Origin of the sequence: Actinomadura montaniterrae (assembly GCF_008923365.1) — a bacterium.
GTDB classification, from domain to species: Bacteria; Actinomycetota; Actinomycetes; order Streptosporangiales; family Streptosporangiaceae; genus Spirillospora; species Spirillospora montaniterrae.
In genome coordinates this window covers 47603-67386 of sequence record NZ_WBMR01000001.1, presented here as the reverse complement: position 1 = coordinate 67386, position 19784 = coordinate 47603, and the positions used below count along the sequence as shown (strand labels likewise).

The following is a 19784-nucleotide window of genomic DNA, read 5'->3' as shown; positions in this document are numbered from 1 at the left end:
ACCGCCGGGCGCGGTCCCCGACGCGGATGATCGGTGCCTTGCTCACGCGGTAAGTCGATCAACCGCGCGTCGCGCCGGACAAGTCACTCTTCGGAGGTCCGCGCCCCGTCGCACGGTCCGATGTCCCATTAATGAGCCATCCGAAAGAACAGCAACGTCTCATTTGATTGACAAGGAAGACCGCCATGGAGTCACTTACCATGCACACAAGTTGTTGATCACTCCGGGAGGACGCGACGGCATGGCGGGCTTCGCACTGGCACCGGACGACACCGACGCGGAACTGAGGGCCATCTGGGCGGAGGTCCTGGGGCGCCCGGTCGGGGACCACGAATCGTTCTTCGAGCTCGGCGGCGACTCCCTGACGGCGGCCCGGATCCTCACCCGGGTCCGCGAGCGCCTGGGCCGCTCACTCACGATCCTCGACATCTTCGACGCCCCCACCCTCGGCGAGTTCTCGGAGGTCGTCGGACGCGCGGCCCCCCATCGCGAATGACCGGGGACGGCCTCTGGCTGACGCGCCTGACGGGGGATACCGCGGAACCGGCGATCCGCCTGTTCGCCTTCCCCAACGCGGGCGCCGGGCCCAACGTCTTCACCGGCCTCGCCCGGCGGCTGCCCGGCTGGATCGACCTCTGGGCGGTGGCCCTGCCGGGCCGGGAGGCCAGGTTCGGGGAACCCCCGCGCACGGAGCTGGCCCCCTTGACGGCCGAGCTGGCCGAGGCGCTGCTCCCGCACCTGTCCCGCCCGTACGCCCTCTTCGGCGACTGCTCGGGAGCCCTGCTGGCCTTCCTGGTGGCGCACCGCGTCCAGGAACTCGGCGGTCCCCCGCCAGTGCGCCTCGTCGTGAGCTCATATCCGCCGCCGGACGTCGTCAACCGCACGCCGCGGGAACTGCTGGCACTGGAGTCGGCGGAATTCTGGCGCCGGCTCGTCTCGCAGGGCCGCATACCGCCGGAGATCGCCGCGGTCGACGATATGCGCGAGGTCTTCGAGCCCGCTTTCCGCGCCGACTACCAACTGCTCGCCCAGTACGAACACCGGCCGATGCCGCCCCTGAACACCGCCATCACGTCGCTGTCCAGACCGGGGGACCCGAACGCGCGCCGCCATGCGGCCGGCTGGGCGGCTCACGGAAAAGGAGATCCGCACCACCGCGAGGTCGGGAACGGCGGGCGCACCACCGATGCGCCCGCCGCCCTCGGAGCGCGCCTCGCACAGACGCTCGGAGACCTGGCACCCTGAAGGATTGATGAGCTTGGGACACAGACCGGACGACATCCGCTCCCCCTCGGTACTCGAAATCATCGACGCCGCCAACGCCGACCGCGCCCCGCAACTCGTGTTATTCCTGCACGACGGTTCGCTTCTGATGAGAGGCGTCCTCAGCGCATTGGAGTCGGCCTCGCGGTTCTACCGCGTGACCGCGATCCAGACGGCCGGAGAAGTGAACGCGCTCCTCCAGGAAACGTGCGAGCCGCCCATCCTGCTGCTCGCCCTCCCGCAGATCATCGACGACCGCTTCCTCGACGACCTGCGCGGCTGGACGGAGCGCTCCCTGGTGCTCGGCATCTCCCAGATGCTCGACCGCGACCGGCTGTCCACGCTGATCCGCGCCGGGCTGCACGGCTACCTCGACATGACCACCGAGGCCAGCACCCTCATCGTCGCCCTCAGCATCGTGGCCCGGGACCGCTTCTTCCTTTTCGGCTCGGTCGGCGGGGAACTCTTCTGCGAGCCCACCGGGCCTCCCGCTCCCGCCTCGGTCGTCCTGCAGAGCGGCCTCACCCAGCGGGAGGGGCAGGTGCTGACCCTGGTCGCCGAGGGCTGGACGCACAAGCAGATCAGCTCGAAGCTCGGCCTGTCCAAGGCGACGATCGACACCTACGTCCAGCGCATCCGGCAGAAGCTCGGCCTCCGCAACAAGGCCGACCTCACCCGTGCCGCGGTGCAGTACGGCCTCGGCGCCCCGGAGACTCCGCCGGCGTCGCCGCGCGCCCCCGAGATGTCGTCCGCCCAGATCAAACGGCACGCCGGCAGCCGCTGAGGAGAGCCCGCCCCGGCTCGGACGCCGTCGCGGAGGTCCGTCGTGGGGCCATGGGTCTCCTCGTCTCGGTGGTGCGGGCTGGACGCGAGGAGACGCCGGCCGGGGTCGCGGCGCGGCCGGATCCGGCTGGCCTCGGCGCCCTCCGCTGACGTGTGTAATCAGTTCGCGGCGGGCGTTCTAGGACAAAGGTCGCCAGCCTTCGGCGACCCCGGCGGGCAGGGTCAGACAGACTTGGGATCCGACGCGAATTGGACCTGTCCCCCCGAATGGACCGCCCATAGCGTCCGCACATGCGCAGGACACAACGTCTCGCCCTGGCGGCCGTCATGGCGTTTCCCCTAGTGGGATCGCTGTCGGCCGTCTCGGCCGCGGACTCCGGCGGCACCGCCACGGGGACCGTCTTCTTTCCCAATCCCGTCCAGCAGCTCGGTGACGAGTCGCTCACCGACGCCAAGGACGCCGACTACGCCGCGCTGGCGCCCGCGTACCGGAACGTCACCCTCACCGACCTCGACGGGTCGGGGACGCTGACCGGACGGTACGTGGCGGTCAAGAGCGAGACCGGCAAGGCGGTCCGGATCACCGGCGGCGCGCTGCCCGCCTACCACCGTGACACCGACCAGTTCGAGCAGGTCATGGGGTACTACTGGGTGACGACCGCGCAGCGGTATCTGCAGCATCTCGGGTTCGGGTCCGCGCTGCGCCCCGTCAACCAGCGGCAGATCGAGCTGCGGATCAACCAGTACGGCGGCGACAACTCGTTCTTCAAGGGGAACAAGGCCAACATCACGCTCGGCAAGGGCGGCGTGGACGACGCCGAGGACGCCGAAGTGATCGTCCACGAGTACGGGCACTCCGTGCAGGACGGCCAGGTCCCCGGGTTCGGGACGAACGCCGAGTCGGGCGCGATCGGCGAGGCGTTCGGCGACTACCTGGCGGTGGCGGTCACCAGTTGGGCGACCGGCGTGCCCACCAAGACGCCCGAGGCGTGCGTCGCCGACTGGGACTCGGTGGCCTACACGCCCGGCCCGACGCACTGCCTGCGGAGGCTGGACGGCACCAAGCACTACCCCGAGGACGTCGTCGGCGAGGTCCACGCCGACGGCGAGATCTGGTCGCGCGCGCTCTGGGACATCCGCCAGTCCCTCGGCGCGGCCAAGGCCGACACCCTGATCGTCGAGGCGCAGTTCGCGTTCTCGCCGGACACCTCGTTCAAGGCGGCCGCTCAGGCCACGGTCGCGGCGGCGCAGCGCCTGTACGGTCCGCAGGCGGCACAGGCCGCGCAGTCGGCGTTCGCCGCTCGCGGCATCCTCTGACCACACGAGAACCGACCTGACGACGCCTCCGACGCGGCGGCGACCAGCGAATCCGCATCAGCTCGGCGGCACCGGAACCTCCGGCCGCCGAGCTGACGCGTGCTCGCCCCGTCCCCGTGAATCGTCGTCGACCTTCTCGGGCCGAGGAGGCACGGGACCTGCTGGAGATGCGCAGGTCACTGGACCCGCTGCCGCCGGGGCTGGGCCGGCGTCGTCATCAACGGCGCCATGCGCGACGCCGCCGCCCTCGCCACGTCAGCGACGGCCACGGCATCCTGGTCACCCGTCCGGACGGTCCGCTCAGCGAACGCCGAGCACGACGATGACCGTGATGAGCACGCCCAGCACGAGTCCGATCATCTGGGGCGTCGCCTGCTTCCGCACCCGCTCCGGCGGCCGTGACCGCGCGGCCGGGTCCGTGCTCGACTCCCACCAGTTGAGCACCCGCTGAAAGTCCGCCTGGAAATCGGGGTCGGGATACCGGTCACTGTGCTGGAGCGCGGGCAACGACCGACGCCGCCCGTTCGCGAGGGTGATACGAGCCGCGAGCACCCTCCCGTACTGGCTCTTGGTCTCCCGTACGTCGATCCACCGGATCTCCCGCCACGGGTGAACACGACCACGCCCGATCCCCCGGCAGATGGTGATGCCGGCCGCCCCGACGCTGGTCCAGCTCCGGAACGCCAGGGCGTTGCCCAGACCGACGAGCAGGGCCGTCCCGCCCAGCAGCACGCACGAACCGACGACGCCCAGCCGGGAGAAGGTCAAGGCCCCTTCGACGACCAACCCGAGGCCCAGAACCGCGAAATGCAGCCAAGACGGCCGGAACCGATCTTTCCCCCGAAAGCACAACTCGTCCACGGAGCGCACGCTACAACTCCACCAACCGAACCGACGCGCCACCCCCGGCCCGCACGAAGTTACAGGTCAGGCGCACCTGCACGCCGGAGCCCTGATCGGGTCTCGGCTATGAAACGCCGGGGCTGGGTGGTGTGGTTGGCGGGGTGGTCCAGCGGGTGTTGAGGGTTACGCTTCCCGGCGTGCCCTCGGAGGACCAGTAGGTCGCGCCCTGCTCGTCGGTCACCCCGCCCAAGTACCGCTCCCAGGCCGCGTCCATCAAAACCGCGCTGAGCTGAAACCGCGTCCCTTTGCGGGTGTCGGAGGTGCCGACCTGGATCGGGACCGTCCACCTGCCTTGCTCGATATGGACGGCCGACTCGAAGTAGTACCGCTCGTTCAACTCCTGGGTCGCCACCGCGATGCTCTTGCCGGGGGGCGGGGTCCCTTGGCCCCGCGCCTCGAACGAGCATTTGGTCTTCACCACCGTCTCCGGCTCTGGATCGGTGAAGGCGAACGTCGCCGGCCGGGACGGCCGGTCGTCCGCTGCACCGTGGTCTGGGAGTACCACCGGCTTCAAGGCGATCACCGCCGCGATCGCGCCGATGACGCCCGCGATCGCACCGAGCACTTCCAGCCGCCGGCGCCAGGGGCCGTGCCCGTCGTCCTCGACCTCGTCCGGGTCCTGTGTCTGCACGGGCCGCGTCCTCTCGTTCCGCCCGACCTGGAGATGGCGATCCCAGCGGCGATGCGAGATCCGCAGCAACCCATCCGCGGACACGGGCATCGCCGTGGCCACTAGGGGACGTGCCGTGAACCTGGGAGGGACCCATGGCGTGGAGTGGGGCCGACGGCCGAGCGTGCCGCGGGGTGCGATCGGTGCTGGACAGAGGGACGGAGTGGCCATCGCGTTTCGCACGCAAGCGCACTGGGTGTGGACTGATCAGGTCACGTGGTGTTCGTTGCACCATTGGCCTATTGCTCGCGCCGCCTCTTGCAGCGTGGGGCCGTCCGGGGGGCGGCCGGTCGGCGCGTACTTGATCTGGATGTCCCGCAGCGCCTCCACAGTGGTCTCCTCCGCGGCCGTCACGGCCTGCTGCATGGCGGTCTCGTTCGCGCTGGCCGTGCCTTCCACGCCCAGGAGGGCGTCGTGGCAGGCCAGGCGCGCGGCCAGATCGTAGGTCGCGGGCGGCGCCGTGGGTGGCGGGACGGCGGCGCGCCGGGGCTTGGGCGTGTCGTCGTGCGCGTGCACCAGGACGCCGACCGCCACCACGACCAGGACGGCGGCGATGGCCGCCATCACAGCCACCAGTACGGCAGGACGGCGAGACCTGGTGGGCTGCCGAAGATGCACAACCGGTAGACGCGCCGCGTGGCGGGACGGTGGCCAGGGCGCCCGGATCCGGTCACCGGCGCCGGCGGGGAGTGGTCAGGCGGACGTGCCGACGATCAGGGGGAGGGTCTCCCAGCCTCGGACGGTCGAGGTCTGGGCGAGCTTGGCGTTGTCCCAGTCGACCTCCCAGGTGGGGAAGCGTTTCAGGATCTCTTCCAGGGCGATCCTGCCCTCCAGGCGGGCCAGCGCGGCGCCCAGGCAGTAGTGGCCGCCGAGGCCGAAGGTGAGCAGGTGGCCCATGCTGCGGTGGATGTCGAAGCGGTCGGGGTCGGGGTAGCGGTCTTCGTCGCGGTTGGCGGAGGCGACGATGAACACGATGGCGCTCCCGGCCGGGACGGTCTGGCCGTGCAGCTCCACGTCCCGGGTGACGTAGCGGGCGATGGAGTGGCCGGTCGGCTCGTACCGCAGGATCTCCTCGATGGCGTTGGGGATCAGCGACGGGTCGGCGACCAGTTCGCGGCGGGCGCCGGGGTGGCGTGCCAGGACGGCCCCGGCCCAGCCGATGAGGCGCCCGGTCGTCTCGTTGCCCGCGCCCGCGACGACCGAGACGTAGGTGAGCACCTCGTCGCGGGTGAGGGTGCGCGTCTCGCCGTGCTCGTCCTCGAACTCGGCGGTCAGCAGCTCGGTCATGAGGTCGTCGGACGGGTGCTCGCGGCGCCAGTCGATGTACTCGCCGAACGCCTCGGCGTTGAGGACCGCGCCGCCGTCGAGGTCCATGCGGCCGCCGTCCTCGGTGCGCAGCGAGTCGTCCACCATGTCGCGGATCGCGGGCTGGTCCGCCTCGGGGATGCCGAGCAGCATGCCGATGACCCGCATCGGCAGTTCCGCGCCGACGGCGGCGACCAGGTCGAAGCCGTCCAGGCCGGTGAGCGGGTCGAGGGTGCGGACGCAGAAGTCGCGCACCTTCGGCTCCAGCATCGCGATCCGCCGGGGGGTGAAGAGCCGGGACAGCAGGCGGCGGTGGATGTCGTGGGTCGGCGGGTCCTCGAAGATGACGGTGCCCGACGGGATCTCCAGGCCCGACTGGACGATCTCCAGGATGTCGCCGCGGGCGGAGGAGAACGTCCGCCAGTCCGGCAGCCCGCGCGCCACGTCGGCGGCCCGGGTGAGGGCGTAGAAGTCGTGCTTGCCGTTGTGGTAGAGCGGCATCTCCTCGCGGAGCCGCCGGTAGGTCGGGTACGGGTCCTGCGCGAGCGCAGCGTCGTAGGGGTCCCAGTAGATCTCGCCGCCGGCGTTCACCTGCCGCACCTCCAGGGGGGGTCGTGGGGAAGGGGGCCGTCTCGCCGGGGGGCGGCGGTCGACGGGCCATGCTGAACAGGTGTTTAATGCTGAACGACTGTTTAGCATCCGGTTCCGGCGCGCGTCAAGGAGACAACGCTTGAAGCGGTCTTTGCACGCCCGGTCACGAGGGCATCCGCGGATATTGCGCGCCCGCTTCTAGCGTGGGTGCCATGCCGGAGGTGACCGAATACGCACCTGGAACGCCGACTTGGGCCGAACTGGGCACGCCCGACCTGGAGGCGTCCAAGAGGTTCTACTCCGGACTGTTCGGCTGGTCGACCTACACGGTGACCGTGGACACGCTCGGCGACTACGAGATGTGCACGCTCGGCGGACCTCAGGGGCCGCAGGTCGCCGGCCTGCAGCCGATGGCCGACGACACCCTGCCGCCCTCCTGGACGTGCTTCTTCCGCACCGCCGGCATCGGCGCCAGCGCGGACGCCGTCCTGGCGGCGGGCGGCCGGGAGCTGACCGGGCCGGTGCAGGTCACCCAGTTCGGGCGGATGGCGCTGTTCGCCGACCCGGAGGGCGCGTCCTTCGCCGTCTGGGAACCCGACCAGCACCAGGGGGCCGAGGTGGCCGGCGAGCCGTCGACGCTGTGCTGGGTCGAGCTGGCGTGCCGCGACGTCGACCGGGCCCGCGCCTTCTACGGGGCGGTCTTCGGCTGGCGCGCCGCCGAGCGGGAGTACTACGGCCCGACCTACACCAACTTCAAGATCGGCGACCGGGCGGTGGCCGGGATGGTCCGCATGGACGAGCAGTGGCCGCCCCATGCCGTGCCGCGCTGGACGCCCTACTTCGAGGTCGCCGACTGCGACGCCGCCGCCGCATTGGCCGCCGAGCTCGGCGCCCGGGTCCGCGTCCCGCCGTCCGACATCCCGCCCGGCCGCTTCGCGATCATGACCGACCCCGCGGGGGCGCGCCTGGGCGTCATCGCGCCGGCCCGTCGCCGCTGACGGCGAGCACGGCCGCGCGGTGCCCGCTCGGCTCACGGGCCGCCGGGGGCTCCCCTCAGGACGACTCGCGGACCACGATCTCGGCCCGGACCAGTTCGAAGACGATCGACGGGTCGCGGCTGCGGTCGCGCACCATGGCGTCGATGCGCTCGGCGACGTCCGCGGCCGTCGGACCGGCCATGACGCGCACGGAGGTGAGCCGGGGCCGCAGCAGCGCCGCGAGCGGCAGGTCGTCGGCCCCGACGACCGCCACGTCGCCGGGAACGCGGAGGCCGGCGTCCTCCAGCGCCCTCATGATGAGCATCGCGTAGTCGTCGTTGTAGGCGAACACCGCGTCCGGGCGGTGCGGGTCGGCGGCCCACCGGGCGACCAGGCCCCCGGCTTCCTCCTCGTCGAAGCCGAGGTCGACGGGCTGGACGTCGATCCCGTGGGCGGCGGCGACCCTGCTCACGCCCGCGAGGCGAGGACGGCTGTAGACCTCCAGCCCTTTCTCCCTCGGCATGAGCACCGCGATGGAGGAGCGTCCCCGCTCGGCCAGGTGCTCGGCCGCGCGGGCGCCGATCGCCTCGTTGTCGAAGACGAAGGTGGGAACCAGCGGGGACGGAGCGTCGCCGAGCGCCACGACCGTGGGGATGCCGGTGTCGTGGAGCTGGCGGACGGCCGCCCTGGTCAGCCGCCCCGCCTCGACCAGGATGGCGGACGGGCGCCACTGCGCCCAGTCGCGGGCCGCGCCGATGCCCTTGCCGCGGTCGTCGCCGTAGAGCACGACCTTGTACCCGAGCCGGCGCAGCTCCTCACCGAGGGCGTCGAGGTGGGCGGCGGCGAGGGCGCCCATGCCGGCCCTCGGCAGCGGCATGAGCACGATGTCGCTGCGGCCGCTGCGCAGCGTCCGCGCGGACGCGTGCGGGACGTAGCCGAGGCTGGCCGCGGCCTCCCGGACCTTGGCGCGGGTGGCCTCGGTGATCCGCATCCCGGGCGCGTCGTTCAGCACGTAGGACACCGTGGCCTGCGAGACCCCCGCGAGCCTGGCGACGTCGACGCTCGTGGGCGCCCGCCCGGTGCGCGGAGTCGGCTCTTCCATGCCCCCAGTATCCCGCGATCAAGGACGCGGGAGGGCTGCGCCTGGCCCCGGCGAGGCAGGGCCCCGCCATGGCCGCACGGTTCGGCTAGTGCGCAGGCACTAGGACGCGTGTAGCTGCTGGTCCGGGCGCACTAGGGGAGGACGGCGGCGGGAGACGATGCCCCGGCGGGGCGCCGGAAGGAAGTGTTGGAGACGCGCGGATCTCGCGCATTCCCCTTCCCTAGCGGTGTCTGGAGTGATCAGCACGTGGCGACATCTCTCTACCGGATCGGGCGGTGGGCCTTCCGGCGGCGCCGGCTCGTGATCGGCCTGTGGCTGGGCGTCCTGGTACTGGCCGGGGTCGCCGCCGCCACGGCGCCGGCCGGGCAGGACGAGGACCTCTCCATGCCCGGCACCGAGTCGCAGAAGGCGTTCGACCTGCTGGACGAGCGCTTTCCGCAGAGCAACGCCCAGGGCGCCGACGCCCGCCTGGTGTTCCAGGCCCCGGACGGGCGGCGGGTGACGGCCGCCGCGAGCAAGGCCGCCGTCGAGGACGCGCTCGGCTCGCTGAAGGGCGGCGACCAGGTCGCGTCGGTCACCGACCCCTACACGACCGGGGCCGTCGGCAAGGACGGCACCATCGCCTACTCCACGATCACCTACACCGCGGACGCCGTCGACCTGACCGGGCCGACCAAGCGGGCCCTGGAGGACGCCGCGGGCAGGGCCCGGGACGCGGGGCTGACCGTGGAGATCGGCGGTTCGGCCCTGGACGCGGAAGAGGCGCCGGGCGGCACGACGGAGATCGTCGGCGTGGTGGTGGCGGCGGTGGTGCTGGTCCTCGCGCTCGGCTCGCTGGTCGCGGCCGGACTGTCGCTGCTGACCGCCTTCTGGGGTGTGGCCATCGCGTTCGGCCTGGTCACCGCGCTGGCGGTGCCGCTGGGCCTGACGTCGACCGTCGCCATCCTGGCGCTGATGCTGGGGCTGGCGGTCGGCATCGACTACGCGCTCTTCATCACCTCCCGGTTCCGCGACGAGCGCGCCCGGGGCGGCGAGCCGGAGGAGGCCGCCGGACGGGCGGTGGGCACGGCCGGGTCCGCCGTGGTCTTCGCCGGCGCGACCGTCTTCATCGCCCTCGCCGGGCTGGGCGTCGTCGGGATCCCGGAGCTCACCAAGATGGGGCTGGCCGGCGCGGGCGCGGTGGCGCTCGCCGTGCTCGTCGCCCTGACGCTGGTGCCCGCATTGTTCGGCTCCTTCGGCCGGCGGGTCCTGTCCCGCGCCGTCCGCAAGGGCGGCGTGCCGGAAGGCGGGCGCCCGGGGGCCGCCGCGTCCGGGCTCGGCACCCGCTGGGCGCGGTTCGTGCTGCGCCGGCCGGTGACCGTGCTGCTGGTCGCCGGGCTCGGTCTCGGCGCGGTCGCCGTGCCGGCGCTGAGCCTGGAACTCGGGCTGCCCGGCGACGAGTCCAAGTCGGTGGAGACCACCCAGCGCCGCGCCTACGACCTGCTGTCGGAGGGTTTCGGCCCCGGCTTCAACGGCCCGCTCACCGTGGTCGTGGACATGCGGGGGTCCGCCGACCCGCGAGCCGCCGCGGACCAGGTCGTCGAGACGGTACGGGGCGTGGAGGGGGTCGCGTCGGTCGGTGACCCGGTTCTCAGCCGGGGCAAGGACACGGCCGTCCTCACCGCCGTCCCGCGGACCGCGCCGGCCGACGAGAAGACCAAGGACGTGGTACACGCGATCCGGGACGCGGTCGCCGGCGTCGAGGCCCGGACGGGCGCCGACGTCCTGGTGACCGGCACCACCGCCCTGAACATCGACATCTCCGAGGCGATGTCCGACGCGCTCGTCCCCTACCTGAGCGTCGTCATCGGCCTGGCCGTGCTGCTGCTGATGGTGGTCTTCCGCTCGGTGCTGGTCCCGGTCAAGGCCGCGCTCGGCTTCCTGCTGTCGGTGGGCGCCGCGTTCGGCGTCCTGGTCGCCGTGTTCCAGTGGGGCTGGGCGGCGGACCTGATCGGCATCGAGCAGACCGGGCCCGTCATGTCGCTGATGCCGATCCTCATCATCGGGATCGTGTTCGGGCTCGCCATGGACTACGAGGTCTTCCTGCTGTCCCGGATGCGGGAGGCCTACGTCCACGGCGCGTCCCCCGGCGAGGCGATCGTCGGCGGTTTCCGGCACAGCGGGCGCGTGGTGGCCGCCGCGGCGATCATCATGATCAGCGTGTTCACCGGGTTCGTCGGGATGAGCAATCCGACCATCCAGACGATGGGCCTCGGCCTGGCCTCCGCGGTCGCCTTCGACGCGTTCGTGGTCCGGATGGCGATCGCGCCCGCGGTCCTGGCGCTGCTCGGGCACCGGGCCTGGTGGCTGCCGCGTAGCCTGAAGCGTGTGCTGCCGAACGTGGACATCGAGGGTCGGGCACTGAGCGCGGACGCCCCCGCCTCCGCGACCGTGCCGGACGTGGTCGCCCCGCTCCCCGTCGACGGGCGCTGAGCCGGCCATGGCGAACCCGGGCGGCGGTGGCTCGCGATCACGCGGCGCGTGGTGGCGCGAGGGGACGATCACGGCGGTCGCGTTCGCGCTCTGCCTGTTCGGCGGCGCGCTGCAGGTCGACGACAAGTCGCTGGCGCCGCCGCCCGCCGCCGCCTACCTCATCGCCGTGGCGTCCTGTGCCGTGCTGCCCGCGCGGCACCGGGCGCCCCTGGCCGCCATGGCGGCCACGACCGCGTGCGGCATGCTGGTGCCGCCCCTGCACCTGCTGCTGAGCCCGCTCATCGTGGCCCCCGCCGTGGTCGTCGCCTACTCGCTCGCCGTGCGCGCCGAACGGCGCACGGCGGCCGCGGTGCTGCTCGCCGCCGCGGCGCTGCCGGCCGCCTCCGATCTCGCGTACGCGTTCGGGAGCCACTCGTGGCAGGACGCGAGCAGGGTGGCGGCGGTGGCGGCGTTCCCGCTGGTGGCCGGCGTCCTCGGGCACTCGACGCAGAACCGGCGGGCCTACCTGGCGGCCATGGAGGAGCGGGCCCGGCGGGCCGAGAAGAGCCGGGACAGCGAGGCGCGCCGCAGGGTGGCCGAGGAGCGGGTCCGCATCGCCCGGGAACTGCACGACCTCGTGGCCCACCAGATCACCCTGGCCAACGCGCAGGCCACGGTCGCCGCGCACCTCTTCGACACCCGTCCCGAGCAGACCCGCAAGAGCCTGCGGGAACTCGTCGACACCACCGCCGACGCGCTCGACGATCTGCGCGCCACGGTCGGACTGCTGCGCCAGACCGGCGACGCGGCCGCGCCCGCCGAACCGGCCCCCGGGCTGTCCCGGCTTCCCGCGCTCCTCGAATCCTTCCGCCGCGCGGGCCTGGAGGTGTCGGTGCATCACGAGGGCACGGCCAGGCCGCTGCCGCCCGGATTGGACCTCACCGCGTACCGCATCGTCCAGGAGGCGCTGACCAACGTGACCAAGCACGCCGGCACCGGCAGCGCCCGGGTGCGCCTCGCCTGGAACCGCGACCGCGTGACCATCTCCGTCGCCGACGACGGAGGGGGCGCCGCACCGTCCGCGTCGGCGGGGACGGACCGTCCGCCCGGTTATGGTCTGATCGGGATGCGCGAACGCGCCACCGCGGTCGGCGGGCACCTCTCCGCGGGCAGGCGCCCGGAGGGCGGCTTCCTCGTCTCGACCGAGCTGCCCCTCCCGCCCGCCAAGGACGCGGCGCGCGAGATCGGCGGAGCGCCGGCCGTCGAAGGGGCCGGGGACGCGCCATGACGCTCCGCGTGCTGCTCGCCGACGACCAGGCCCTGCTCCGGGGCGCCTTCCGGATGCTGCTCGACACCGCCGACGACATCACCGTGGTCGGCGAGGCCGCCGACGGCCGCGAGGCGGTGCGGCTCACCCGGGAGCTGCGCCCGGACGTGGTGGTCATGGACATCCGGATGCCCGAGGTGGACGGCCTCACCGCGACCGCGGAGATCTGCGCGGACCCGGACCTGCGCGGCAGCCGCATCCTGATCCTCACCACCTACGAGACCGACGAGTACGTCGCCCAGGCGCTCCGCGCGGGGGCCGGCGGCTTCATCGGCAAGGGCATCGGGGCGGAGGAGCTGCTGGACGCCGTGCGCACGATCGCCGCCGGCGACACGCTCCTCTCCCCCGCCGCGACCCGGTCGCTGGTCGCCCGTTTCCTGGCCGCACCGGACGACGGCCCGCCGCGCGACCCCGAGCGGCTCGCCGCGCTCACCCCGCGGGAACGCGAGATGGTGGCGCTGGTCGCGACGGGCCTGTCCAACCAGGAGATCGCCGAGCGGGTGTTCCTGAGCCCGTTCACGGTCCGCGCCCACGTGCAGCGCGCGATGACGAAGCTGGACGCCCGCGACCGGGCGCAGCTCGTCGTGATCGCCTACAGGACGGGCCTCGCCACCGCCTAGGCTCGCCCGCGCCGGTGCGGGCACGTCCGGGCCGATGTCACGGGCTCGGCTCGGGCAGGGGCACGGCGACGAGAACCTCGTCGAGGGCGCGCACGACCGGGGCGGGCAGCACGCCTTGCGTGACGAGGTCCTCCGCTGATGTGAAGCGGCGCGATCGCCGCGCCGTCACGATCGCCTTCGCGTGGTACGGGCCGACGCCCGGCAGGGACGCGAGGACGCGCTCCGGCACGGCGTTGACGTCCACCAGGCCGCCGTCGTCGAAGTCGCGCGGGAGGTCGGGGCGTCCGATCCCGAGTTCGCGCGCCATCTCCGGATGGTGCCGGAGCAGCGAACGCGCCTGCTCGCGGCGCGTGCGGCGCTCGATGTAGTCGACCATCGCCGACGCGGGGAGCCGCGAAGCGCCCGCCGGACGGCCCGGTCCGTCCGGGTCGGCGGTCAGGACGGCGACGTGGACCGCGCCGCCGAACATGGTGACGAGCCACGCGCCCATCGCCACGCCGTCCAGCGCCGAGACCGCGTCGGCGTCCTCGCTGGTGACGATCGTGAGGAAGACCGTGATCAGGACGAGGTAGCCGGCCGCCGCCGCGCCGAGGCGCGTGCTCCGGCGCCGTCCGGCGAAGTAGGCGATCATCGCCCAGGTGCAGATCCCGAACGTGACGACCGGGACGGCGCTCGCCGCGAGCCGCAGCGGCCACGGGTGCCGGCGCGCCGGGCCGTCGACGGCGGCGCCCGCGTGCGGCGCCGGCACCGCCCAGCCCAGCTGGGGTGGCGTGGCCGGGATCGCGTCGTCGGCCCATGGGGCGGTGGCGGCCGATCCGGACGTCTCCGCCAGGTCCGCGACGTGCGCGTCCGCCGGGAGGTGCGGTGCCGCCGCGTGCGCCTGGACCGGCAACCGGGTGGCGGTCGCGTCCGCCGGCACCGGGACGGGCTCCCGCGGAAGATCGCCGCGCAGGATGCCCAGGTGGAGGTGCTGGAGGCGGTCGCCGGGCTCGACGCCGAACTCCTCGGTGAGGAAGGCGCGGGCGTCCCGGTAGGCGGCCAGCGCCTCGGCCTGCCTGCCGGACCGGTAGAGGGCGAGCATCAGCAGGTGGCGCAGCCCTTCCCTGAGGGGGAAGTCGGCGACGAGCCGGTGGAGCTCCGGGACGAGCTCGGCGTGCCGTCCGAGGTCGAGGTCGATCTCGGCGGCGGCCTCCGCCGCGGCGGCGCGTTCGTCGGCGAGGCGTTCGCGTGCCGCGTCGAAGAAGCGGCCGCGGACGTCGTGCAGCGCTCGCCCCTGCCAGAGGCCGAGCGCAGCGCGCAACAGCGACCGCACCTCCTCGATCTCGCCTCGCGCGCGAGCGGCCAGCGCCTCGCGGACGTCGTCGCGGAAGACCTCCGCGTCGAGGGCGCCCCGGTCGACATGGAGCGAGTACCCGGCGCTCGTCAGCGTGAGGAGACGGCTCGGCGCACGCGGGGAACGGTCCGGTTCCAGCACGCGGCGCAGCCCCGCGACGTACTTCTGCACGACGTTCGCCCCGTTGTCGGGCGGCTCCTCCCCCCAGACGGCGTCCACGATCGCCTCGGTCGAGACCGCCCGGTTCGGTTCCAGCAGGAGGACGGCCAGCACCGCGCGCTGCTTGCCCGGCCCGAGGTCGAGCTCCTCCTCGCCCCGCCACGCGCGGAGCCGCCCGAGGATCTCGAAGCGCGGTACCTGGAGGGAAAGGGGATCGGCGGCCATGGGCACCCCCTCTGCTCAGTCGCGCCTGCGGCCGTCCGCAGCGGCGGCGCAGTGGCGCCGCAGCCGTCCGGCAGTGCGTGCGGGGTAGCCGAAGCATAACGACAGAGATCCGGCATCGGCACGCCCCAGGCTGCTCGGCGAGACCTTTTCGACCGACCTGAAAGAGGGGGACCGATGCGCATCACCACAGTGCCGCTCCTGGGGATCGCGGCCGCGCTCGCGCTCATGCCCGCGACCGCCTGCGGACCGAAGGCGGGCGGCGCGGCGAAGAAGGCGTCCGGAACCACCGCCGCCTCCCCGGCCCGCACCGCCACGCCGTCGCCCACCCCGGCCGCGAACGGGGTGGAGAAGCTGCGCCCCACCGAGATCCTGGCCCGTGCCCGCAAGGCGACGCTGGCGGCGCGGACCCTCCGGCTGCACGGGACGTTCCACGACGGCGGCAAGATCCTGGCGCTCGACTTCCGCTACGCCGGCGCGAAGGAGGCCGTCGGTGACGTGACGATGGGCCGCGAGCGGTTCACCCTGATCCGGATCGGCCGGTCCGTGTACTTCAAGGGCGACGACGCGTTCTGGAAGTCGATCGGCGGCAAGGGGGCCGCCCAGCTGATGTCCGGCAAGTACCTGCGGACGACGTCGAAGGACGAGGGCTTCGCCGACCTGGCCGAGTTCAGCGACCGGGCGAGGTTCTTCGCGGAGCTGTTCGCCCCGGAGGGCACGGTGACCAAGGGGCGGACGGAGATGATCGCGGGGACGCCCGCCATCGCGCTCCGGGACGGGTCCGGCGGGAAGCTGTACGTGGCGACGGTGGGCGAGCCGTACGCCCTGCGCATGGGCGGCGGCCCGGGGAACCGCCTGGACTTCGACGGCTACGGCGCGGCGGTCGCGATCACGGCTCCGCCCGCGGCCCAGGTCGTCGACGCCTCGGCCCTGAAGCCCTGAAGCCCTGAGCCGGCGCGGTCGGCGCGGCGGCGCGTTCCCCAGGAGGGGGCGCGAGGACGGCCCGGCCCAGATCCAGGCCCCGGCCCCGGTCAGGGCTCGAACCGGTAGCCCATTCCCGGCTCGGTGATGAAGTGCCTCGGGCGGGACGGGTCGTCCTCCAGCTTCCGGCGCAGCGAGGCCAGATAGACGCGCAGGTAGTTGGTCTCGCTGAGGTGGTTCGGGCTCCAGACCTCGGTGAGGAGCCGCCGCTGCGAGATCAGCTTGCCGGGGTTGCGCACCAGGATCTCCAGCAGTCCCCACTCGGTGGGGGTGAGGTGGACGCGCGTCCCGCCCGGACCGTGGACGATCTTGCCGTTCAGGTCGACCGAGTGGCGGCCGACGTCCACGGTGGGCAGGTCCTCGCCGGCGGGCACCCGGCGGGTGATCGCGCGGATCCGGGCCAGCAGCTCGTCGACGCCGAAGGGCTTGGTGACGTAGTCGTCGGCACCGGCGTCCAGCGCGTCGACCTTGTCGCCGCTCCCGGCCCGCCCGGACAGCACGATGATCGGCACCGCCGACCAGCCGCGCAGCCCGCGGATCACGTCGACCCCGTCCATGTCGGGCAGCCCGAGGTCGAGGATCACCAGGTCCGGATGCCATTCGGCGGCGCCGGTGAGGGCGTCCTTGCCGTCCGGAGCGACCTGGACCTGGTACCTGCGGGCCCGGAGGTTGAGCCGGAGGGTCGCGAGGATCTGCGGCGAGTCGTCCACCACCAGGACGCGCGTCATGGCCGTCTGTCCCGACGGCTCGCCGCCTCGCCGGCCGGAGCCGGTGAGGGGATGGGGAAGAGCACTGGTCACCTCTGCTGAACGTCCTGCGGGTCTGCCGGTCACCGCCGCGAATCGCTTTCCATGAATGCACCTTTTGCTGCCCGCAGCCACAAACCCCACCCTAGGGTCGAATTTCATCGCTGTTCGGGATCATTACGTCTTGTTGATGCCGCCGCCTGGAATCTTGACGCCTCCCTGACGGCCCGCCTCAGGCCGCGCTCATCGCGCGGGTCCGGCGCGGTCGTTGCCGTGGCCGATGCGGTCTCGCCAGGCGGCGACCCTGTCGATGATCCTGGGGTCGGCGAGGTCGGCCTCCGTGGCGCCCTCGCCCGGCCCGTCCACCGGACCCGGGGCCGGAGCGGCGGGGGCCTCGCCTCCGGAGGGCGCCTCGGGCGGGGTGCGCCCGGGGCCGACCGGCATGGTGAGGATCATGGTGAGGCCGCCGCCCGGGGTCTCCTCGGGGGTGATGTCGCCGTCCATGGCCTCGGCGAGGCCCCGGGCGAGGGCCAGGCCGAGGCCGACGCCGGTCTCGTTGTCGCGGTCCCCGAGCCGCTGGAACGGCTGGAAGACGCGGTCGCGGTCGGCCGGCGGGATGCCGGGGCCGCGGTCGATGACGCGCAGTTCGAGCCGGTCGCCGTGGGCACTGGCGGTGATCACGACGGGCTCGCCCGGCGGGTTGAAGCGGACGGCGTTGGCGATGAGGTTGGCGAGGACGCGCTCCAGGAGCGCCGGGTCGGCGACCATCTCGGGCAGGTCGTCGGGGATGTGGATCTCGACGGCGTCCCGGTCGGTGTCGCCGATCGCCCGGGCGACGATGTCCTCGGCGGCGACGCGGCGCGGGGACAGGCCGAGCGATCCGGCCTGCAGGCGGCTCATGTCCAGCAGGTTCGTGACCAGGTGGTCGAGCCTGGCCAGGGACTCGGCGGCGGTGGCGACCAGCTCGTCCTGGTCCTCGGCGCTCCAGGCGACGTCCGGGCTGTGCAGGCTCTCGACCGCGGCCTTGGCGGAGGCGAGCGGGGTGCGCAGGTCGTGGCTGACGGCGTTGAGCAGCGCAGTGCGCATCCTGTCGGCGGCTTCCAGCGGGCGGATCTGGCGGGCGGTCTCGGCGAGGCGCTGGTGGCGGAGCGCGACGGCGGCCTGGGCGGCGAACGCCTCGAGCACGCGGCGGTCCGAGGCGGGCAGCGTCCGGCCCCGCAGGACGAGGGAGAGCGTGCCGTCCTCGACCAGGATGTCGGACTCGCCGGCGTCCGGGCTGGTGCAGGGTTCGCCGCCGGCGGTGGCCACGATCCCCCAGCAGTCCGGATCACGCAGCGTGTCGGGCGTGACGGGCGCGTCCGGGTCGCGTTCCAGCAGCGTGACGGTGCGGAGCGCGTAGGTCTCGCGGAGCCGTTCGAGGATGTTCCCCAGCGCGCTGTAGCCGCCGGGCCCCGCGATCGGCGCGTGCTCGCCCCGCAGGATGTCTCCGGCGAGGGTGGACAGCACCTCCGCGTCGGCGCGGGCCCGGGCCGCCTCCCGGCTGCGGCGCACGGTGATGTCGACGATCGTGCTCACCGTCACGCCCACCACCACGTAGATCACGAGCTGGAGCACCGCCTCGGGATGCTGGACGGTGAACTTCCCGATGGGCGGGGTGAAGTAGTAGTTGAGCAGCAGGGAGCCGCCGATCGCCGCGAACAGCGCCGGATACAGCCCGCCCAGCAGCGCAACGCCGACGACCGCCGCCTGGAACAGCAGGATGTCGCTGGCCAGGGACAGCTGTTCGCGCAGCTGCACCAGCAGGACGGTCAGCAGCGGCAGCCCGGCCGCGGCCAAGGCGAACCCGGCGTTGCGGCGCGCGGCCGGAAGGCCCGGCGTTCTCCGCGCCCTCCACCGGCGCCCCTGGTTGGTCTCCTCGTGGGTCACCAAGTGCACGTCGATGGTTCCGGACTGCGCCGTCGTCGTGACGCCGACGCCGCGCGAGAACAGCTGGGCGACCCGCCCCCGCCGGGACGCGCCGAGGACGAGCTGGGTGGCGTTGACGCCGCGCGCGAAGTCCAGCAGCGCGTCCGGCACGTTCGACCCGACGACCTGGTGGTAGCTGCCGCCCAGGCTCTCCGCCAAGGCGCGCTGCCGGGTCAGGTTCGCGGGGCTCACGTCGGTGAGCCCGTCGTTGCGGGCGACGTGCACGGCGAGCAGGTCGGCGCCCTTGGTGCGGTCGGCGATGCGGGCGGCGCGGCGGATGAGGGTGTCACCCTCGGGACCGCCCGTGAGGGCGACGACGACGCGCTCGCGGGTCTCCCAGGTGCGGGCGATGCCGTGGTCGGCGCGGTACCGGTCGAGCTGGTCGTCGACCTTGTCGGCCAGCCACAGCAGTGCCAGCTCCCGCAGCGCGGTGAGGTTGCCGACGCGGAAGTAGTTGCCGAGCGCGGCGTCGATCTTCTCCGGCGCGTAGATGTTGCCGTGCGCCATCCGGCGGCGCAGCGCCTCCGGCGCCATGTCGACCAGCTCGACCTGGTCGGCGCGGCGGACCACCTCGTCGGGGACGGTCTCGCGCTGCGGGACCCCGGTGATCTGCTCGACGACGTCGTTGACCGACTCCAGGTGCTGGACGTTGACGGTGGTGACCACGTCGATGCCGGCGTCCAGGATCTCCTCGATGTCCTGCCACCGCTTGGTGGTGCGCGAGCCGGGCACGTTGGTGTGCGCCAGCTCGTCGATCAGCGCGACCTGGGGCCTGCGGGCGATGACGGCACCGGCGTCCAGCTCGGTGAAGCTCGTGCCGCGGTAGCCGAGCGTCCTGCGCGGGACGACCTCCAGGCCTTCCAGGAGCGCGGCGGTGCGCGGCCTGCCGTGGGTCTCCACGAAGCCGACCACCACGTCGGTGCCCCGTTCCCGGCGGCGGGCGCCTTCGGCGAGCATGGCGTAGGTCTTGCCGACGCCGGGCGCCGCGCCGAGATAGACGCGCAACCTGCCGCGCCCCATGCGCACCTCCTTCGTTGAGCGCCCGCCGTGGTGGGCCCCGGACCGGATC

General features: G+C 73.1%; 17 protein-coding genes. 9 read left to right on the top strand and 8 right to left on the bottom strand.

From position 1 onward, the window contains the following. Nucleotides 1–241 precede the first annotated feature (241 nt). The 4 genes from F9B16_RS00335 to F9B16_RS00320 all read left to right on the top strand — a co-directional run bounded on the left by F9B16_RS00335 (nucleotide 242) and on the right by F9B16_RS00320 (nucleotide 3363). The gene (locus F9B16_RS00335; RefSeq protein WP_151537747.1) at nucleotides 242–496 is read left to right on the top strand and encodes an acyl carrier protein; all 255 of its coding nucleotides are present in this window, start codon (nucleotides 242–244) and stop codon (nucleotides 494–496) included. Further along, the gene (locus F9B16_RS00330; RefSeq protein ID WP_151537746.1) at nucleotides 493–1245 is read left to right on the top strand and encodes a thioesterase II family protein; all 753 of its coding nucleotides are present in this window, start codon (nucleotides 493–495) and stop codon (nucleotides 1243–1245) included. The genes F9B16_RS00335 and F9B16_RS00330 overlap by 4 nt, the downstream gene beginning before the upstream one ends. Nucleotides 1246–1420: 175 nt before the next feature. Beyond that, a complete protein-coding gene (locus F9B16_RS00325; RefSeq protein WP_192808527.1) occupies nucleotides 1421–2047 on the top strand; it encodes a helix-turn-helix transcriptional regulator in 627 nt (208 codons plus the stop codon). A 290-nt stretch (nucleotides 2048–2337) separates the two neighbouring features. After that, nucleotides 2338–3363, top strand: a complete 1026-nt coding sequence (locus F9B16_RS00320) for a M4 family metallopeptidase (protein WP_151537744.1) — start codon at nucleotides 2338–2340, stop codon at nucleotides 3361–3363. A gap of 300 nt (nucleotides 3364–3663) precedes the next feature. Here the strand turns inward: F9B16_RS00320 and F9B16_RS00310 are convergent, their stop codons facing one another. The 4 genes from F9B16_RS00310 to F9B16_RS00295 all read right to left on the bottom strand — a co-directional run bounded on the left by F9B16_RS00310 (nucleotide 3664) and on the right by F9B16_RS00295 (nucleotide 6832). Beyond that, a complete protein-coding gene (locus F9B16_RS00310; RefSeq protein ID WP_192808526.1) occupies nucleotides 3664–4224 on the bottom strand; it encodes a PH domain-containing protein in 561 nt (186 codons plus the stop codon). A 106-nt stretch (nucleotides 4225–4330) separates the two neighbouring features. Beyond that, nucleotides 4331–4897, bottom strand: coding sequence for a hypothetical protein (locus tag F9B16_RS00305; protein WP_151537742.1), 567 nt, complete (start codon nucleotides 4895–4897; stop codon nucleotides 4331–4333). A gap of 246 nt (nucleotides 4898–5143) precedes the next feature. Next, nucleotides 5144–5500 carry a hypothetical protein gene (locus tag F9B16_RS00300; RefSeq protein WP_151537741.1) on the bottom strand — a complete coding sequence of 119 codons (357 nt, stop codon included), beginning with the start codon at nucleotides 5498–5500 and terminating at the stop codon, nucleotides 5144–5146. A gap of 129 nt (nucleotides 5501–5629) precedes the next feature. Then, a complete protein-coding gene (locus F9B16_RS00295; protein ID WP_225991208.1) occupies nucleotides 5630–6832 on the bottom strand; it encodes a cytochrome P450 in 1203 nt (400 codons plus the stop codon). A 212-nt stretch (nucleotides 6833–7044) separates the two neighbouring features. Between F9B16_RS00295 and F9B16_RS00290 the strand changes: the two genes are divergently transcribed. Continuing rightward, a complete protein-coding gene (locus F9B16_RS00290; protein WP_151537739.1) occupies nucleotides 7045–7830 on the top strand; it encodes a VOC family protein in 786 nt (261 codons plus the stop codon). A 55-nt stretch (nucleotides 7831–7885) separates the two neighbouring features. On the opposite strand, the gene F9B16_RS00285 is transcribed toward F9B16_RS00290, so the two are convergent. Further along, complete coding sequence (locus F9B16_RS00285) at nucleotides 7886–8911, bottom strand: LacI family DNA-binding transcriptional regulator (protein WP_151537738.1); 1026 nt, start codon at nucleotides 8909–8911, stop codon at nucleotides 7886–7888. Nucleotides 8912–9157: 246 nt separating this feature from the next. Here F9B16_RS00285 and F9B16_RS00280 point away from each other — a divergent pair, with 246 nt between their 5' ends. From F9B16_RS00280 to F9B16_RS00270, 3 genes are read left to right on the top strand one after another with little or no spacing between them, the layout of a single operon-like run. Further along, the gene (locus F9B16_RS00280) at nucleotides 9158–11383 is read left to right on the top strand and encodes an MMPL family transporter (protein ID WP_151537737.1); all 2226 of its coding nucleotides are present in this window, start codon (nucleotides 9158–9160) and stop codon (nucleotides 11381–11383) included. A gap of 7 nt (nucleotides 11384–11390) precedes the next feature. Then, on the top strand, nucleotides 11391–12650 hold the full coding sequence (locus F9B16_RS00275; RefSeq protein WP_151537736.1) for a sensor histidine kinase: 1260 nt from the start codon (nucleotides 11391–11393) through the stop codon (nucleotides 12648–12650). Beyond that, nucleotides 12647–13309 carry a response regulator transcription factor gene (locus F9B16_RS00270; protein ID WP_151537735.1) on the top strand — a complete coding sequence of 221 codons (663 nt, stop codon included), beginning with the start codon at nucleotides 12647–12649 and terminating at the stop codon, nucleotides 13307–13309. Before F9B16_RS00275 ends, F9B16_RS00270 begins: the two co-directional genes overlap by 4 nt. Before the next feature lie 37 nt (nucleotides 13310–13346). Here F9B16_RS00270 and F9B16_RS00265 read toward each other — a convergent pair whose 3' ends face one another. Next, the gene (locus tag F9B16_RS00265; protein ID WP_151537734.1) at nucleotides 13347–15026 is read right to left on the bottom strand and encodes a BTAD domain-containing putative transcriptional regulator; all 1680 of its coding nucleotides are present in this window, start codon (nucleotides 15024–15026) and stop codon (nucleotides 13347–13349) included. A 174-nt stretch (nucleotides 15027–15200) separates the two neighbouring features. Here F9B16_RS00265 and F9B16_RS00260 point away from each other — a divergent pair, with 174 nt between their 5' ends. Further along, complete coding sequence (locus F9B16_RS00260) at nucleotides 15201–15965, top strand: hypothetical protein (RefSeq protein WP_151537733.1); 765 nt, start codon at nucleotides 15201–15203, stop codon at nucleotides 15963–15965. A gap of 89 nt (nucleotides 15966–16054) precedes the next feature. On the opposite strand, the gene F9B16_RS00255 is transcribed toward F9B16_RS00260, so the two are convergent. Continuing rightward, nucleotides 16055–16732, bottom strand: coding sequence for a response regulator (locus F9B16_RS00255; protein ID WP_151537732.1), 678 nt, complete (start codon nucleotides 16730–16732; stop codon nucleotides 16055–16057). Nucleotides 16733–16993: 261 nt separating this feature from the next. Beyond that, nucleotides 16994–19735, bottom strand: a complete 2742-nt coding sequence (locus F9B16_RS00250) for an ATP-binding protein (protein ID WP_151537731.1) — start codon at nucleotides 19733–19735, stop codon at nucleotides 16994–16996. Nucleotides 19736–19784 lie beyond the last annotated feature (49 nt).

Bases quoted from the DNA above. Each gene is read 5' to 3' on its own strand.
- F9B16_RS00290 (WP_151537739.1), top strand. From the start codon at position 7,045: ATGCCGGAGGTGACCGAATACGCACCTGGAACGCCGACTTGGGCCGAA.
- F9B16_RS00275 (WP_151537736.1), top strand. From the start codon at position 11,391: ATGGCGAACCCGGGCGGCGGTGGCTCGCGATCACGCGGCGCGTGGTGG.
- F9B16_RS00335 (WP_151537747.1), top strand. From the start codon at position 242: ATGGCGGGCTTCGCACTGGCACCGGACGACACCGACGCGGAACTGAGG.
- F9B16_RS00255 (WP_151537732.1), bottom strand. From the start codon at position 16,732: ATGACGCGCGTCCTGGTGGTGGACGACTCGCCGCAGATCCTCGCGACC.
- F9B16_RS00330 (WP_151537746.1), top strand. From the start codon at position 493: ATGACCGGGGACGGCCTCTGGCTGACGCGCCTGACGGGGGATACCGCG.
- F9B16_RS00260 (WP_151537733.1), top strand. From the start codon at position 15,201: ATGCGCATCACCACAGTGCCGCTCCTGGGGATCGCGGCCGCGCTCGCG.
- F9B16_RS00270 (WP_151537735.1), top strand. From the start codon at position 12,647: ATGACGCTCCGCGTGCTGCTCGCCGACGACCAGGCCCTGCTCCGGGGC.
- F9B16_RS00250 (WP_151537731.1), bottom strand. From the start codon at position 19,735: ATGGGGCGCGGCAGGTTGCGCGTCTATCTCGGCGCGGCGCCCGGCGTC.
- F9B16_RS00300 (WP_151537741.1), bottom strand. From the start codon at position 5,500: ATGGCGGCCATCGCCGCCGTCCTGGTCGTGGTGGCGGTCGGCGTCCTG.
- F9B16_RS00285 (WP_151537738.1), bottom strand. From the start codon at position 8,911: ATGGAAGAGCCGACTCCGCGCACCGGGCGGGCGCCCACGAGCGTCGAC.
- F9B16_RS00265 (WP_151537734.1), bottom strand. From the start codon at position 15,026: ATGGCCGCCGATCCCCTTTCCCTCCAGGTACCGCGCTTCGAGATCCTC.
- F9B16_RS00320 (WP_151537744.1), top strand. From the start codon at position 2,338: ATGCGCAGGACACAACGTCTCGCCCTGGCGGCCGTCATGGCGTTTCCC.